Source organism: Nonomuraea sp. GTA35 (assembly GCF_041950525.1).
Classification (GTDB): Bacteria; Actinomycetota; Actinomycetes; order Streptosporangiales; family Streptosporangiaceae; genus Nonomuraea.
Genome location: NZ_JBGNUV010000001.1, coordinates 1,031,725 through 1,047,143 on the forward strand (window position 1 = coordinate 1,031,725; position 15,419 = coordinate 1,047,143).

14 protein-coding genes are annotated in these 15,419 nt (G+C 72.9%); 9 read left to right on the forward strand and 5 right to left on the reverse strand.

What is annotated here, in order from left to right; genetic code table 11:
- Window positions 1-57 precede the first annotated feature (57 nt).
- Window positions 58-672, reverse strand: coding sequence for an isochorismatase family protein (locus tag ACBJ32_RS04615; RefSeq protein ID WP_375125555.1), 615 nt, complete (start codon window positions 670-672; stop codon window positions 58-60).
- Between the two features lie 436 nt (window positions 673-1,108).
- On the opposite strand from ACBJ32_RS04615, the gene ACBJ32_RS04620 reads away from it, so the two are divergent.
- Complete coding sequence (locus ACBJ32_RS04620) at window positions 1,109-2,260, forward strand: acyl-CoA dehydrogenase family protein (protein WP_375125556.1); 1,152 nt, start codon at window positions 1,109-1,111, stop codon at window positions 2,258-2,260.
- A gap of 107 nt (window positions 2,261-2,367) precedes the next feature.
- On the opposite strand, the gene ACBJ32_RS04625 is transcribed toward ACBJ32_RS04620, so the two are convergent.
- Entirely contained in the window at window positions 2,368-3,381 is a 1,014-nt protein-coding gene (locus tag ACBJ32_RS04625; protein ID WP_375125557.1) for a prephenate dehydrogenase, read from the reverse strand.
- A gap of 171 nt (window positions 3,382-3,552) precedes the next feature.
- Here ACBJ32_RS04625 and ACBJ32_RS04630 point away from each other — a divergent pair, with 171 nt between their 5' ends.
- The gene (locus ACBJ32_RS04630; protein ID WP_375125558.1) at window positions 3,553-4,440 is read left to right on the forward strand and encodes an alpha/beta hydrolase; all 888 of its coding nucleotides are present in this window, start codon (window positions 3,553-3,555) and stop codon (window positions 4,438-4,440) included.
- Between the two features lie 71 nt (window positions 4,441-4,511).
- Complete coding sequence (locus tag ACBJ32_RS04635; RefSeq protein ID WP_375125559.1) at window positions 4,512-5,120, forward strand: carboxymuconolactone decarboxylase family protein; 609 nt, start codon at window positions 4,512-4,514, stop codon at window positions 5,118-5,120.
- Window positions 5,121-5,294: 174 nt separating this feature from the next.
- Here ACBJ32_RS04635 and ACBJ32_RS04640 read toward each other — a convergent pair whose 3' ends face one another.
- A complete protein-coding gene (locus tag ACBJ32_RS04640; RefSeq protein WP_357896086.1) occupies window positions 5,295-5,687 on the reverse strand; it encodes a nuclear transport factor 2 family protein in 393 nt (130 codons plus the stop codon).
- 186 nt (window positions 5,688-5,873) lie between these two features.
- Here ACBJ32_RS04640 and ACBJ32_RS04645 point away from each other — a divergent pair, with 186 nt between their 5' ends.
- Entirely contained in the window at window positions 5,874-6,437 is a 564-nt protein-coding gene (locus ACBJ32_RS04645) for a carboxymuconolactone decarboxylase family protein (RefSeq protein WP_375125560.1), read from the forward strand.
- Window positions 6,434-7,972 carry an NAD(P)-binding domain-containing protein gene (locus ACBJ32_RS04650; RefSeq protein ID WP_375125561.1) on the forward strand — a complete coding sequence of 513 codons (1,539 nt, stop codon included), beginning with the start codon at window positions 6,434-6,436 and terminating at the stop codon, window positions 7,970-7,972. Before ACBJ32_RS04645 ends, ACBJ32_RS04650 begins: the two co-directional genes overlap by 4 nt.
- Before the next feature lie 88 nt (window positions 7,973-8,060).
- Here the strand turns inward: ACBJ32_RS04650 and ACBJ32_RS04655 are convergent, their stop codons facing one another.
- On the reverse strand, window positions 8,061-9,179 hold the full coding sequence (locus tag ACBJ32_RS04655) for a glutamate--cysteine ligase (protein ID WP_375125562.1): 1,119 nt from the start codon (window positions 9,177-9,179) through the stop codon (window positions 8,061-8,063).
- A 199-nt stretch (window positions 9,180-9,378) separates the two neighbouring features.
- Complete coding sequence (locus ACBJ32_RS04660) at window positions 9,379-10,311, reverse strand: AraC family transcriptional regulator (RefSeq protein ID WP_375125563.1); 933 nt, start codon at window positions 10,309-10,311, stop codon at window positions 9,379-9,381.
- Window positions 10,312-10,425: 114 nt separating this feature from the next.
- Between ACBJ32_RS04660 and ACBJ32_RS04665 the strand changes: the two genes are divergently transcribed.
- The 4 genes from ACBJ32_RS04665 to ACBJ32_RS04680 all read left to right on the forward strand — a co-directional run bounded on the left by ACBJ32_RS04665 (window position 10,426) and on the right by ACBJ32_RS04680 (window position 15,369).
- Complete coding sequence (locus ACBJ32_RS04665) at window positions 10,426-11,286, forward strand: NAD(P)H-binding protein (protein ID WP_375125564.1); 861 nt, start codon at window positions 10,426-10,428, stop codon at window positions 11,284-11,286.
- A 16-nt stretch (window positions 11,287-11,302) separates the two neighbouring features.
- Window positions 11,303-12,199: an SDR family NAD(P)-dependent oxidoreductase gene (locus ACBJ32_RS04670; protein WP_375125565.1), complete on the forward strand. Its 897-nt coding sequence runs from the start codon at window positions 11,303-11,305 to the stop codon at window positions 12,197-12,199.
- A 220-nt stretch (window positions 12,200-12,419) separates the two neighbouring features.
- A complete protein-coding gene (locus ACBJ32_RS04675) occupies window positions 12,420-13,931 on the forward strand; it encodes a three-helix bundle dimerization domain-containing protein (protein ID WP_375125566.1) in 1,512 nt (503 codons plus the stop codon).
- A gap of 247 nt (window positions 13,932-14,178) precedes the next feature.
- Complete coding sequence (locus ACBJ32_RS04680) at window positions 14,179-15,369, forward strand: hypothetical protein (RefSeq protein ID WP_375125567.1); 1,191 nt, start codon at window positions 14,179-14,181, stop codon at window positions 15,367-15,369.
- The last annotated feature ends 50 nt before the right edge of the window (window positions 15,370-15,419 follow it).

The window sequence follows — 15,419 nt, forward strand, 5'->3', positions numbered from 1 at the left end:
CGATTCTGACCTGGGGATCTTCACCCCAGCCTGAATCGAGGCACGGGACGCGGCATCTCAGAGCGTGCGCAATTGGGTCAGGAGCTGCTTGGTGGTCATCGTGACGCCGCAGGAACCGGCTACGAAGCGGAGCGTCTGCAGGTGCTCGGCCGCGGTGCGGTCCGCGATGGCGTCGGCCACGATGTAGGGCTGGACGTCGTGGGTGAAGGCGTCGAGCGCCGTCGCCAGCACGCCGGCGTGGGCGTACACGCCCGCGATGACGAGCTGGTCGCGGCCGGACTCGCGCAACCGCCACAGCAGCGTGGAGTCGTGGAAGGCGCTGTAGCGCTTCTTGGCGATGAGCCAGTCGTGCGACCTCGGTGCCACGCACTCGGGAAAGCGCCGCTGCGCGGGATCCAGCCTGAGCCCGCGCTCCTCCTGGAAATCCTTGAGCAGGCCTTGCTGCTGCTCGGTCATGAGGCCGGGCTGCGCCGCGTACGCCACGGGCATGCGCAACCGCGTGCACCGCTCGCGCAGCTCCGCCACGTTCCTCAGCAGGTCGCGCAGCGGGGCCTCGCCGTGCGGGAAGGCGTCCAGCACGGTGTTGCGCATGTCGAGCAACAGGAGGACGGCACGCCGCGGATCGGGCGTCCACGGCGGGGTGTTGTCGGGCAGCTCGCCCGTGTCCGGCATCGGATAAGGCTCGAATTCCGCAACAATCGTCATTTCAGATCACCCGTCGAATCTCGACTTTCTTTCATGATCGCCCTCAGGTGAATGCCGCGGAAAGGTGGTACGGCGGCAGGAAGCTGCCTTCCTGTCGCCGTTTCTTGCCAGCCTAGAAAGGCAGCTTCCTGCCGGCGGGTGTGCGCAGGTCGAGCTGGGTGGGCGCAGGCTTCTTGGTGGGCTTGGAAACGCGAATACGTCGCATGATGAACTCCGTTCGGATTCCCCTCTCAGCGACGGTAACCGCCCGCGCGAACGCGGTGTTCTCATGTCTTGCCCAGCGCGGAAGAGCGCACTTTCGGAGATGTACGCGCGGCGGGGGAGTGCGAGCCTCGTTGACGACGGGCACGCAGGGCGCCGGCGACGGTGGCGACGCGATCCCAGCGGCCGACGAGGAGGCGCGATGCTGAATCTCCCGACGCCCAGCGGAGCGGAGCTCGTCGCCCGCGCGGCGGATCTGGCGCGGGCCCTGCGCGGCAAGGCGGCCTGGGCCGAGCGCAACGGCACGCTGCACGCCGAGACCGTCGAGGCCATGACGCTGGCGGGCGTGTACCGGCTGTGCGTGCCCGCGCGCTTCGGCGGCTACGAGGCGGACGCGGCCACCGTGGCCGCGGTCGGGGCCGAGCTGGCCAGGGCCGACGGCGCCGCCTCCTGGGCCGCCGCGGCCTCGTGGAGCGCGGCGTGGGCCTGCGCGATGTTCCCCGGCCAGGCGCAGGAGGACGTGTTCCACGACGCGGACGTGCGCATGTGCGGCACCCTGCGCCCCACCGCGATGGCCTTCGAGACCGGTGACGGCATCGAGATCAACGGCAGGTGGGGGCAGATCGCCGGTGCGGCGCACAGCCAGTGGCAGCTCATCGCCGCGATGCGGGTGGGCGCCGACGGCAGGCCCACGCACGTCCTGGCCCTGGCGCGGACGTCCGACCTGCGGCTCGTGGACGGGTGGGACGCCCCGGGGCTGCGCGGCTGCGGCGGCGCCGGCACCGTCGCGGACCACCTGTTCGTCCCCGCCCACCGCGTGCTGCCGCTGCGCGACGCCCTGCGGGGTGCCGCGCCGCGCGCCCCGCTGGTGCCCTTCGCCTCCGTCTGCGCGGCCGGCGCGGCAGCCGGCCTCGCGCGCGCCGCCGGCGAGGCGTTCTCCGAGCGCGTCACGTACGGCCGGCTGGCCGACACCGACTACGAGAGCCGGGCCGCCGCGCCCACGACCCACCTGCAGGTCGCGGACGCCACCATGAAGATCGACGAGGCGGAGTTCCACACGCGCCGCCTGGCCGGGCTCATCGACGGCAAGGCGGCGCGGGCGGAGGCGTGGAGCCTGGCCGAGCGCGCCCGGGCGCGGGGGGAGGCGGGGGAGGTGTGCAGGCTCGCCAGGCAGGCGGCCGACACGCTGGCCGCGGCGGGCGACGAGACGTCGATCCGTGACGACGAGCCACTCCACCGCATCGCCCGCGACCTGGCCACCATGTCCCTGCACAGCCTGACCCATCCCGCGACCGGCGCCGAACTGTACGGCCGGACCCTGTGCGGACTCCCTCCTCACACGCTCTACGTCTGACAGCGTCCCGGGGCACCGCGGCGACCACCGCGAGTGCCCGACGCGGGGCCGTCGCAAGCGGCCGGGTCCTGGGCCGGGCCAGGTCCCACGTTGGGCGCCTTCCTGGGTCAGCCGGTGGCGGCCGTCTCGTGCCTGCCGTGCGGGTCGCCCGCCGTGCCGGGCCATGACCTGACGATGCGGGAGCGGCCCGCGTTGCCGGCCCCGAGCACGTCGGTCAGGGCACGCAGGCGTGCGGGGTCACCCGAGCGCAGCGCGGACACCACGGAGCTGAGGTCATCGGCGACGGCTTCCAGCACGTCGGCGACGGGTTCGGCGTTGTGCTCCAGGATGTCGCGCCACAGCCCGGAAGGCCCGCCCGCCACGCGCGTGACGTCCAGGAGCCCGCGCCCGGCGAGGATCAGCGCCGCCTCCCCCGAGCCGGCGAAGCGCGCCGCCAGCGACGACGACACCACGTGCGGGGCGTGCGACACCGCGGCGGCGGCCCGGTCGTGCGCCTCCGCCTCCATCGGCACCACCCGCGCACCGCACGTGCTCACCAGCGTGGTCACGGCCCGTACGGCCTGCGGCGACAGCGCCGGATGGTGACACACCGCCCACGCCCGCCCCTCGAACAGGTCGGCACTCGCCGCGGCGGGCCCGGACGACTCGCGCCCGGCCATCGGATGCCCGGGAACGAAGGACGCCAGATCGCACCCGGCGGCCTCGGCCCCCGCGAGCAGCCGCGCCTTGACGCTGGCCACGTCGGTGTAGAGCACGCCGAGCCCACGCTCCTGCGCCCACCGCAACACCGGCACGACGGTGGAGGGCGGCGTGGCGATCACCACCACATCGGCGGGTCCCCGCCCCCAGGGCGCCTCCCCGCTCAGCGACCCGCCCGCACTCAACGCCGCCTCCCCGGCCAACGGCCCGCCCACGCCCAACGCCGCCTCCCCGGCCAACGGCACCCCCGCGCCTCTGCGCGCGGCGGTCTCCACCGCTCGCGGGTCCCGGTCGGCGAGCGCCACGCGCACACCGGCCCGCCGCAGGGCGAGCCCCACGGACGTGCCGATCAACCCGCACCCGATCACCGTGACCTTGCGGACCGCCCACCCGGGCGTCGTTGAGGTGCCAGATCCTGACATGGCAGCGCCTTCCCTGGGCCTTCCCTGACGTGGCTTCACGCTCCCGACCATGGTGCGCGACTCCCACGCCGGCGGGGAGCGCCCCGCCGGGTCCCCTTGCTGCACAGGGACGGCACCTTCCTGCCATGCCGGGCCAGGGCCGCGGCCCCCGGCCCGGCCTACGCTCGCGGCATGTCCTTCCACGAGCTGCTGACCAGAGCCGTCAGGGCCCCCGACCGCGTCATCCGCTTCGGCCCGCACCCCGACCAGGTCATCGACGTCTACCTCCCGCCGCGGGTGACCTCACCGGCGGTGGTCCTGCTGCACGGCGGCTTCTGGCTGTCCCGGTACGACAGGTCGCACACGCGCCCCATGGCGGCCGCGCTGGCCGACCTGGGGCACCCCGTGTACGTGCCGGAGTACCGCAGGCTCGGCCAGGCAGGCGGCGGCTACCCGGGCACCTTCGACGACGTGGCCGCCGCGGTCGATCTCGTCCTCGCCGAACGGCCCGGGCGCGGCGGGATCGTCGTGGCCGGTCACTCGGCGGGCGGCCAGCTGGCCCTGTGGTCGGCCGCGCGCCACCGCCTGCCCGCGTCCTGCCCCTGGCACGGCGAGCCCGCCATCGACGCGGTGGTGGCGCTGGCGGCGCTGTCGGACCTGGGGGAGGCGTTCACCGCCGGCCTCGGCGACGGGGCGGCGGCACGTCTGGTGGACGGCCGCGCCGAACTCCTCGACCTGACCGACCCCGTACGGCTGCTGCCGCCGGCCCCCGCGACCCGGCTCGCGCTCGTGCACGGCGTCCGGGACCGGCTCGTGCCCGTGGGCATGAGCCGCAGGTTCGCCGCGCGCACGGGCGCCGCGCTCACCGAGATCCAGGACGCCGGGCACTTCGCCCTCATCGACCCGCTCTCCGCCGCCTGGCCCGCGGTGACCCGCGCCCTGTCACCGGCCCTGTCACCGGCCCTGTCACCGGCCCTGTCACCGGCCCGGCCACGGGCCGCCTGGCAGGAAGCGGCCAGCGTCCTGCACCTTGCTGGCCGCGCACGACAAGCCTCGGCGGAGGTGACCACCGCACACTGAAAGAGCCGAACACCGACGAGTCCGAAAGGGACAAAATGACGAACGTTGCTTTTTTGGATAAGCCCAATACCGTGAATTGGCCACCGCGCTGGCGGGAATTCGTCAACCACGCGGGCGGCGGCTCCGCGCACATCACGTTGCGTTCGGACGAGCCGGGAATCCGCGGCCTGTTCCGCTACCGTCCGGAGGCGGCGCAGCCGCTGACCCTGCTCTCCGAAGTGCTCCTCTGCGGCGACGGCCCGCTGACGCGGGGCGAGCGCGAGCTGATCGCGGCGTACGTGTCGTCGCTCAACCGCTGCCGGTTCTGCTACCACACGCATGCCGCCTTCGCCGCCGTCCGCGTCCCGGGCGGCATGGACCTGGTCGACCAGGTACGCGCCGACCTCGACAACGCCCCCGTCCCGGGCAAGCTCAAGGCGCTGCTGGCGATCGCGGCGGCCGTGCAGCGCAGCGGCCAGGACGTCACGGCCGAGCACGTGGACACCGCCAGGCGGGAAGGGGCCACGGACGAGGAGATCCACGACACGGTGCTGATCGCCGCCGCGTTCTGCATGTACAACCGCTACGTGGACGGTCTGGCCACGCTGGCCTGTGACGACCCCGAGCACTACGCCGAGCGGGCCCGGCTCACCGGCGGATACGTGGCCACGTGGAACGACGCCATGGAGGAGGCCTGCTGAGCCGCGACGAGGGCTGCGAAGACGGCCGCACGGAGACGGGTCACAGACACGGCCGCCGGGACGGTCACGGAGGCGGTCGTGGCGCCGGCCACAGAATCGGCCACAGGCAGGGCCGTGGGGAAGGCCATGGGAAGGGCCGTGGCGCGGGCCCCGCAGGGTGCCCGCGCCCGCCCGTCAGGCGAAGAACTCGTCGACGGAGTAGGGGTCGTACGGGTAGCTCGTCCGCTCGCTGATCTTCCCGCCGGTCAGCCGGAAGAGCTGCAGGCCGTGGTCGTCGAGGGTGCGGCCGTCACGCTCACCACGGATCGACAGCACCGCGGCCACGCGGTCCCCGCCGACGAGGTAGTCCTCCGGCTCCAGTCGCAGCCCGCCCGTGGAGGCCTCGGCCAGCCGCGCCAGGTAGCCGAGCACCTGCTCCTTGCCGCGGTAGTCGCGGGCCATCGGGCCGCGGCCGGGGACGCGGAAGACCACGTCGTCGGTGAGGAGGTCTCGCAGGACGTCCAGGTCGCCCTTGGCGAGAGCGTCGTAGAAACCGCTGGCGACAGTGATGCTGGAATGTTCGGTCATGGATTCCGTCCCATCGCAAACAGGGCTTATGAGCCGTTCGCGACCCTACGCTGCGTAGATCCACAAAACAAGAAGGCGTCCGGAATAGGAGCACAAATGAGGAAAAGGGGGCGTTGACAGTGGATGAGAGGCGAGCCGATCATGCAGGAGGTGACCGACCGGACCGGCCGAAATTGAGGAGCATTAATGCCCCATATCACCATCGATTCTGGTGAGCCCGGAATTCGCGGCCTCTTCGCCTTCCGTCCCGAGACGGCGGGGCCGCTGAACGCCCTGGCCGAGGTGCTGCTCCGCGGGGACAGCACGCTGACGCGCGGCGAGCGGGAGCTGATCGCGACCTACGTGTCGGGGCTGAACGAATGCCGCTTCTGCACGGCCTCGCACGCCGCGTTCGCCGCCGCCCAGCTCCCCGGCGGCATGGACCTGGTCGACCGGGTACGCGCCGGCGCCGCCGACGCGGAGATCTCGCAGAAGCTCAAGGCGCTGCTGGCGATCGCGGCAGCCGTCCAGCGGAGCGGCCGCGAGGTCACCGGCGGCCTGGTCGCCGCCGCCAAGGCGGAGGGCGCCACCGACCGGGAGATCCACGACACGGTGCTGATCGCGGCGGCGTTCTGCATGTTCAACCGGTACGTGGACGGCCTGGCCACGCACGCCCCCGACGACCCCGCCGTCTACGCCACGGCGGCCGAGCGCGTCGTGACGCACGGCTACGGCCATCCCGCCCCCCAGCAGGCGGGACACGCCGGGTGACGCACGACCACCGCTACCTGATCATCGGCGCCGGCCCCGGCGGGCTCCAGCTCAGCCACTTCCTGCAGCGGGCCGGGGCCGACTACGTCACGCTGGAGCGGGAGGAGTCGCCCGGCGGCTTCTTCCGCCGCTACCCGCGCCACCGCCGGCTGATCTCGCTGAACAAGGTCCACACCGGCGAGAAGGACCGCGAGATCCAGCTCCGCTGGGACTGGAACTCCCTGCTCAACGACGGCCCCGAGCTGGCGTTCCCGAGCTACTCGAAGGAGTACTTCCCGCACGCCGACGACCTGGTGCGCTACCTGGCGGACTTCCAGCGCGTGCACGGACTGCGGGTGCGTTACTCCACGCCGGTGCTGCGGGTGGAGAAGGCGGGCGGCCGGTTCGCCGTCCACACCGGCGGCGAGGTCTACCGCGCCGACTGCGTGATCGTGGCGACCGGCTGGGGCGGCCCGCACGTGCCCGGCATCCCCGGCATCGAGCTGGCCACCGGCTACGAGGACGTGCCCGTCGATGGCGAGGGGTTCACCGGGCAGCGGGTGCTCATCGTCGGCAAGGGCAACTCGGCGTTCGAGACCGCCCAGGCGCTGCTGCCGTACGCGTCGGTGATCCATCTGGCCAGCCCCAGCCCCGTGCGGCTGGCGTGGACCAGCAAGCATCCCGGGCACGTGCGCGGCCAGTACGGCGCGCTGCTGGACAGCTACTGGTTCAAGACCCTGCACGCCGTGCTGGAGTGCACCGTGGACCGGATCTGGCGCGAGGACGGCGGGTACCGGGCCGCGATCACGTACACGCTGGCCGACGGCGAGCAGGCGGTGCTCGACTACGACGCCGTGCTGCGCTGCACCGGCTTCACCATGGACACCGGGCCGTTCGACGCGTCCTGCCGGCCCGACCTGGCCCCGAACGGGCGCATCCCGGCCATCCGCCCCGACTTCCAGTCGGCCAACGTCGACGGCCTGTACTTCGCCGGCACGCTCATGCAGGCCCGCGACTTCAAGCGCGCCTCCTCGGCGTTCATCGACGGCTTCCGCTACAACCTGCGCACGCTGGCCGCGCTGCTGTGCGAGCGCTACGACGGAGTGCCGCTGCGCTCGCGCGAGCTGCCCGCCGGCGCCGCCCCGCTGACGGACGACGTGCTCGGCCGCGTCAATCACAGCTCGGCGCTGTGGACCCAGTTCGAGTACCTGGCGGACGCGTACGTGATCGACGCTGCGGAGCGGGTGGCGCGGCACTACGAGGACCTGCCGGAGGACTACGCCGTCTCCCGCTTCGCCGGCGAGGACCTGCTGCTCACCGTCACCCTGCGCTGGGGCCCCCGCGACCGGCACCCCGACGTGTTCGCCATCCGGCGGCACCCGACGCCCGACCGCGCCGACGAGTGCGCCTTCCTGCATCCCGTCGTCCGGGTCTGGCGGCGCGGCGAGCTCACGGCGGAGCGGCACCTGCTGGAGGACCTGCAGGCTCGCTGGCAGGACCCGGTACGCCACGCCGCCCCGCTGCGCACCTTCCTGTCCGAGCACCTCCCCGCCTGACCGGGGAAGTCCCCGTCTGGGCACCTGCCGCTCTGACGGGGGAGTCCCCGTTCGGGCACCTGCCCGGCTCGCCGGGGAAGCCCCTGTCCTAGGCGAGGAAGCGCTCCACCAGATCGTCCACCACGCCCTCGAACGACCCGCGCGCCTTCAACGCGGCCCGCTGCCGGGCGGCCCCGCTTCCGGCGGCGCGCAACCACCGCCACCCCCGCAGGACCGTCTCCAGGTCGCCGCTGCCCACCAGCGCGGGCCGGACGTGCTCCAGCAGCCTCTCCACGATCTCCGCCACCGGGACCGCCCGCCCGGTGTGCGGATCGACGCCGTGCCCGTCGAGCCCGTCCCTGGCGGCCCGCCAGTACGCCACCCGCAGCAGCTCGCCCGTCACCCGCGGCCCGGGATCGCCCGCCTCCACCCGCTCCAGCGCGACCGTGACCAGCGCCCTGACCACCAGCGCCAGCAGCACCGACTCCGCCGCCGAGGCCGGCACGTCGCCCACCCGCACCTCCACCGTGGGCAGCCGCGGCGACGGCCGCGCGTCCCAGAACACCGTCGCCGGATCGACCAGCGCCCCGCTCGCGGTCAGCCCCGCGACCACGCTCTCGTAGTGTTCGAGGCTCTCCAGGTACGGCGGCGGCCCGGCCACCGGCCACTTGCCCCAGGACAGCACCCGCCACCCCGCGTACCCGGTGTCGCGGCCGGTCCAGAACGGCGAATTGGCCATGAGCGCGATCAGGGCGGGCAGCCACGGCCGCAGGTGGTTGCACACCAGCGGCACCCGCTCCCGGTCGGGCAGGTGGACGTGGACGTGGCCGGCGCAGATGGCCTGCTCGTCGTGGAGCGCCCGGTAGTTCTCGATGCCGAGGTCGTAACGGGGGTCCTCGGTGATGGGCGGCGGCACCGCCGCGCCCAGCACGGGCGTGCCCGAGGCGACCACGGCCAGCCCTTCGGCCCGCGCGGCGGCGGCGACCGCCTCCCGCATCCGGCGCAGCTCCCGCTCGAGGGCGGCGGGCTCGGCGCAGGGCGGCGTCTTGGCCTCCACCTGGAATCGCGTGATCTCCGTGCACACCCGCTCACCGAGCTGACCGGCGGCCCGCCGGACGACCTGCCCGGCCCGAGGCGCCACCTCCCGGGTGCGGGGATCGACGACGAAGTACTCCTCCTCGACCCCCATCAGGGGGCGGACGGGGTCGAACGGCGTGGACACGGTCATGAGCTCCCTTGCCGGCGAGGGGACGGCCACGTCCGATCCTGCCCGTACCGGGCCCTGTCCTGCACCACCTTCGCCCGACTTCCCCGCCCCCACGGCCCCGTCCCGCCGCGCGGGACACGAATCCGCCCGGCGGGCGCGGCACGGCGCGGGCTGGTACCCGAACTGGTTCGCCCTCACCCGCCGGTCACCGCAGGCGGGCTCATACGCCCGCGCGGTGGTGGCTCGGTGACACGCCGCGGACCCGCTTGAAGGCCACGCTCAGCGCGAACGCGTTGGCGTACCCGACGTGCCGGGCGATCGCGTCGATCGTGGTCTCCGACGAGCGCAGGAGATCGGCGGCCAGCGCGATCCGCCAGCCGGTGAGGTAGGCCATGGGCGGCTCCCCCACGAGGGAGGCGAAACGCCGCGCGAACGCCGCCCGCGAGGCGCCCACCTTCGCGGCCAGCGCGGCCACCGTCCACGGGCGGGCCGGATCGTCATGGATCAGCCGCAACGCCGGGCCGATCAACGGGTCGCTCTGCGCCCGGTACCAGCCGGGCGTCTGCGCCTCCGGGCGGGCGAACCAGGCGCGCAGGGTCGCGATCAGCGCCAGGTCCAGCAGCCGGTCGAGGAACACCTGCTGGCCGGGACCCTCGCCGCTGAGCTCCTGGGCCAGCAGCTCCATGATCGGGGCCTGCGTGCCCGGCCGCGGCACGACGAGGATCTGCGGCAGGGCGTTCAGCAGCCGGCCGGTCACGTCCCCGCTGACCTGGTAGGTGCCGCTGGCCACGATCGCCGACCCGTCGGGTGACTCCCCGCTCGTGTGCGGGCCGAGCCGCAGCTCGTCGGTGACGTCCACGCCGTCCATGGTGGTCAGGCGGTTGCCCGCGTGCACGATGATGTCCGGCTCGGTGGCCGGGTCGTCGCCGATCGTGTACGGGGCCGGCCCCTTGATGATGGCCACGTCCCCGGTGCGCATCAGCACCGGCTCGCCCTCGTCGGGCACGATCCAGGCGTGCCCGCGCAGCGCGGTCGCCAGTGCGAGCATGGCTCCGTCGGCGATGCGCATCGACCACGGAGGCTCGAGGATCGCCCGGCAGAACTCCGCACTGCGGGCACGGACGCCGTCGAGCAGATCAGCCAGCGGGTCCATGCTCTCAGCCTAGACGCGGAGAAATGGAACCGAGCGCCAGAGATATGGATCGTCCAGCCGCCGGAGCCTTCACTGGGGGATGACAGGCGAACGACGACCAGCGGGAGGCGGCTCATGTACGCGATCACCGGAGTGACAGGCCACGTCGGCGGTGCGGCGGCCCGGGAGCTCCTGGCCAAGGGGGAGCAGGTGCGGGCCGTGGTCCGCGACCCGGCCAGGGGCGGGCCCTGGCGCGAGGCGGGGGCGGAGGTGTTCGCCGCCGACCTGGGCGACAGGGCGGCGCTCGCGGAGGCGTTCCGCGGCTGCCGCGGGGCGTTCGTCATGCTCCCCACCGATCCGGCGGCGGACGACGCCGGGCACCGCGCGCTGGCGGGCTCGATCGCCGGCGCGGTCCTGGACAGCGGTGTCCCGCACGCGGTGATGCTGTCCTCGCTCGGCGCCGAGCTGGCCGAGGGCACCGGCCCCATCCGCTGGCTGCACCACCTCGAGAACCTGCTGCGCGAGACGGGCGTGCTGCTGACCGCCGTCCGCTCGGGCCACTTCCAGGAGAAGGTCGAGACGGTGCTCGACGCCGCACGCGGAGCCGGCGTCTACCCGGTCTTCGGCGACTCGGCCGACACGCCGGCCCCGATGATCGCCACGCGCGACGTCGGCAGGGTGGCCGCGGAAGCCCTCCTGGCGCCGCCCCCGGCCGGGGAGGTCATCGACCTGGACGCCCCCGGCTACACCGAGCGGCAGGTGGCCGATGAACTGGGGGCCGTGCTCGGCAGGCCGCTCCAGGTGGTCACCGTCCCGCGGCCCGGCTGGGTGGACACGATGGTCGAGGCGGGCCTCCCGCCGCAGCTCGCGCGGGAGCTCGCCGACATGTACGACGCCGTGGACCGCGGTGTGCTCCAGCCCGCCGGCGACCGGCGGCTCACGTGCCCGACCGGGATCGGCGAGACCCTGCGCCGCCTGGTGACGCCCACCGCTTGACGCCGGGGAGTTCACCGTGTCCACGATCGTGATGACCGGCGGCACCTCGGGCTTCGGCGCGATCACCGCCGGGCGGCTGGCGCGCTCGAAGGGCGTCCGGCTGATCCTGGGCGCCCGCCGTCCGGCCGGTGGCGAGCAGCTTCCGCTCGACCTCGCCGAGCTCGCCTCGGTACGCGCCTTCGCGGCCTCGGCACGCGAGCGGCTCGGCGGCACCCCCGTCGACGCGTTGCTGCTCAACGCCGGGATGATCCTGCCCGATGTGACGCGCCGCACCGCCGACGGCTTCGAGACGACGTTCGCCGTCAACCACCTCGCCCCCTACCTGCTGGCGCGCCTGCTGCTGCCCGTCCTGGCGGACAAGGCGATCATCGTGCTGACCACGAGCGGCACCCACGATCCCGCCACCGGCGCGAGCCTGGCGCCGCCGCGGCACGCCGACGCGGAGCTGCTCGCGCACCCCGATCGCGATCCCGGCCTGGACCACCGGCCGCGCAGGGCGGGCGAGCACGCGTACACGGCCGCCAAGCTGTGCGCCGTGCTCACCGCACGATCGCTGGCGGAGAGCGGGGACAGGCGGCTCACCGCCGTCGCCTACGACGCCGGGCAGGTCTTCGGGACGGGGCTGGCCAAGGATCTGCCTTTCCCCTTGCGGGTGGCCTGGTCGTTGCTGGGCTCGCCGGTGCTGCGGTGGCCGCTGGGCAGGCTCGACCCCCATCTCAACAGCCGCGCCGCGGCCGGGAACGCGCTGGCCGACCTGGCGCTCGGGCTCGCGACGCCGCCGGACGGGCACGTCTACGCCGCCCTCCGGCGCGCCCGGCTCACCTGGCCGCAGCCGTCGGAGCGGGCACGCAGCGACGAGCCGGCGCGGGCGCTCTGGGAGGACAGCGCCAGGCTCGTCCGCCTGCGGGACTGAACGGTGAACGAACGTGTATTCCGGCGAAACAAAAAGCCCGGAAATATGAACGGTCAGTTTCTGGAAACGTGGCGGTCCGGCCATTTCCTGCGGCTTTCTCATCAGGGGCTGACACGGTTATCAACGCGGCCGAAAACCCCTATATGGTTGGGTCCCGGCGCTCGGGCAGGCGTGGTCGCTTGCCGTGAAATCTGACAAATGCGACGTCGGGGAGATATTGGTGAGTGTCGAAAACCTCCGCGAGGAACAGGCGATTCGCCGGACGACCGATCACCTGATCCAGGTTTTCGCGGACACCTACTCCGCCGAGCACGTCGAGAGGGTGATGCAGGCCGCCTACCGCCGCTTCGACGGCTTTCCCGTCCGGGACTTCGTCCCCGTCCTCGCCGAACGCGTGGCCCGCAGCGAGCTGACCACCCAGGCGGAGGCGACAGCCCCCGCGACCGCGCCCGCGACCGCTCCGCCTGCTGCGGCCACCACCGCGCCGGCCCAGGCTGCCGCACCCGCCCAGGTCTCCGCGCCCGCGACCGCACCGGCGGAGGCCGCCGCGCCCGCCCAGGTCTCCGCGGAAGCCGGGACCGCCGGGGAAGCCGGGACCGTCGCGGAAGACCAGGCGCCCGCGGAAGCTTCGTCGGCGAGCGTGCCCCGGCGCAAGGTGCTGCTCCCGATCGGCGTGGCGGTCGCGGTCGTCGTGGTCGCCGCCGTGGTGGTCGTGAACCTCGGCCAGGACGAGGCGGCGACCACGTCCACGCCGCCGCTGACCACCGTCCGAGGCGTGATCGGCTCCGAGAAGAAGGCGTTCTTCGAGGACCCGCAGGTGGTGCGGGCCCTCGCCGGCATGGGACTGAAGGTCGAGATCGAGACGGCCGGCTCCCGCCAGATCGCCACCTCGACCGACCTGGGCCGCTACGACTTCGCGTTCCCGTCGAGCGCCCCGGCGGGCGAGCACATCCAGCGCGAGCGCAAGGCAGGCACGACGTACACGCCGTTCTCCTCGCCCATGGCGATCGCGACGTTCCAGCCGATCGCCGACCTGCTCACCAAGGCGGGTGTGGTCAAGCAGGGCGAGGTCCCGGCCTTCAACGTCGGCCGCCACCTCGACCTGGTCACCACGGGCGCGAAGTGGGACCAGCTCAAGAGCAACTCCGCCTACCCCGTCGACAAGAACATCCTGATCTCCACGACGGACCCCCGCACCTCGAACTCCGCCGCCATGTACCTGGCGATCACCAGCTACGTCGCGAACGGCGGCAAGGTGGTGCACGGCGCCGCCGCGGAGAAGGCCGTGCTGCCCCTGGTGACGCCGCTCTTCACCGGCCAGGGTTACACCGACAGCACCTCCGAGGGCCCGTTCGACGAGTACCTCACGGTGGGCATGGGCCCGTCGCCGCTGGTCATGATCTACGAGGCGCAGTACGTCGAGGCCGCCGCCCGCGGGCAGATCAAGCCGGGAATGGTGCTGATGTACCCGTCGCCGACCGTGCTGTCCAAGCACACGCTGGTGCCGTTCACCCCCTCGGGCGACCGGATCGGGCGCCTGCTCAGCACCGACCCGCACCTGCAGCGGCTCGCCGCCGAGCACGGCTTCCGCTCGGGCGACGCCGCCCGCTTCGCCGAGGTCGCCGCCGAGCACGGCGTACGCGTCGCGGCCGACCTCATCGACGTGGTCGACATTCCCTCCTACGACACCCTGGAGCACCTGCTCGACGGCGTCGCCAAGGCGTACGGCTGACCTCGCCGGCCGTCCCCCCGCCCGGCGGTCCGGCCGGGGGCGGTGGCCCGTCCGGCTTGTGCAGCGACGTCCACGCACGTCGTGCCGGGGCTGGACGATCTCCGTTGCCGTCCTCTGGCCATGTGGTGGCGGGCCGGGGGCGACCACTGGACGATCTCGGACAAAACCCTCTAGCTGGTCAATATGCGGAGCAATAGCAAGGCCTTCAGGAAGGTCCGACGGACCAAGTCCCTCACGGAGGCACTCAATGCATATTCGCTCAAGGCGACGCATCACGTACGCCGCCCTGGCCGGCGTGCTGGCGCTCGGCGGAACGGGGCTCACCCTAGGGGTCGCCACGGCCCAGCTCGAGACCGACGACCCGGACGTGGCCATGGTGAAGGAGGCGGCGGCGCAGAAGAACTCCCTCGCCACCACCTCCAAGGACGCCGAGGCGGCGCAGGACGCCGACGCGGAGGAGATCAGCGTCGCCGACGAGGCCGACGATCCCGCGGAGTCCGACGACACGTCCACGAAGACGGGCGAGGACGACACCACCACCGAGCCGGACGACGACACCGGCACTGACACCGAGACCGGCACCGACACAGACACCGAGTCCGACGTCGAGCAGGCCGACGGCACCGAGGTGACGGACGAGACCGACACCGGCGACACCACGGAGCCGGACGACACCGAGGAGACCGGCGACACCGAGGAGACCGGCACCGAGGAGGCCGACACCGGCGTCGCCGGGGTCGGCACCGACGAGATCGAGGAGGGTGCCGAGGAGACGGTGACCGGCGACGAGCAGGCCACCACGGAGCTCACCGAGGAGCAGGCCCGCTGCCCGTTCACCACGATCTACAAGGGCAGCGTCAAGCAGATGCTGATCAAGCGCGAGGGCGTGCGGACGAAGGCGTACGACGCCGGCGAGAAGACCAAGAAGGGCAAGAGCCGCAACATCACCACCATCGGGATCGGGTTCAACCTGAACCGCGGTGACGCGCGGACCATCGTCAACCGCATCCTGAACGAGACCACCCCGCCGTCCGAGCAGGACGACATCAAGTCCGGCAAGGCGTTCGACGACCTCAAGGCCGGGGTGACCGAGCTGACGGAGGAGCAGGTGAACGCGCTGTTCGAGGTCTCGTACGAGGAGGCCAAGGAACTGGTCACGCGGCGCGGCATCGAGAGCTTCGACAAGCTGCCCCGGTCCGTGCAGGCGGCGTTGATCGACGTGGCGTTCATGCGGCCGGGCAACATCAACGACATCGCCGACGAGGTCAACCTGGGCACCCAGGCGGCGCAGGCCAAGAAGCAGTCGCTGACCAGCGCCAACTACGAGCCGGCCGCCAAGCGGCTGGAGACCTTCGGCAGGATCGCCGCCAAGCGGGGGCAGGCGGGCAACAAGATCCGGTTCGAGCAGGATGCCGCGATGCTGCGTAACAAGTGCTGAGTCCCCACCCCTGAAGTCCCACCAGGGTCGGGGGGGGGGGGGGGGGGGGG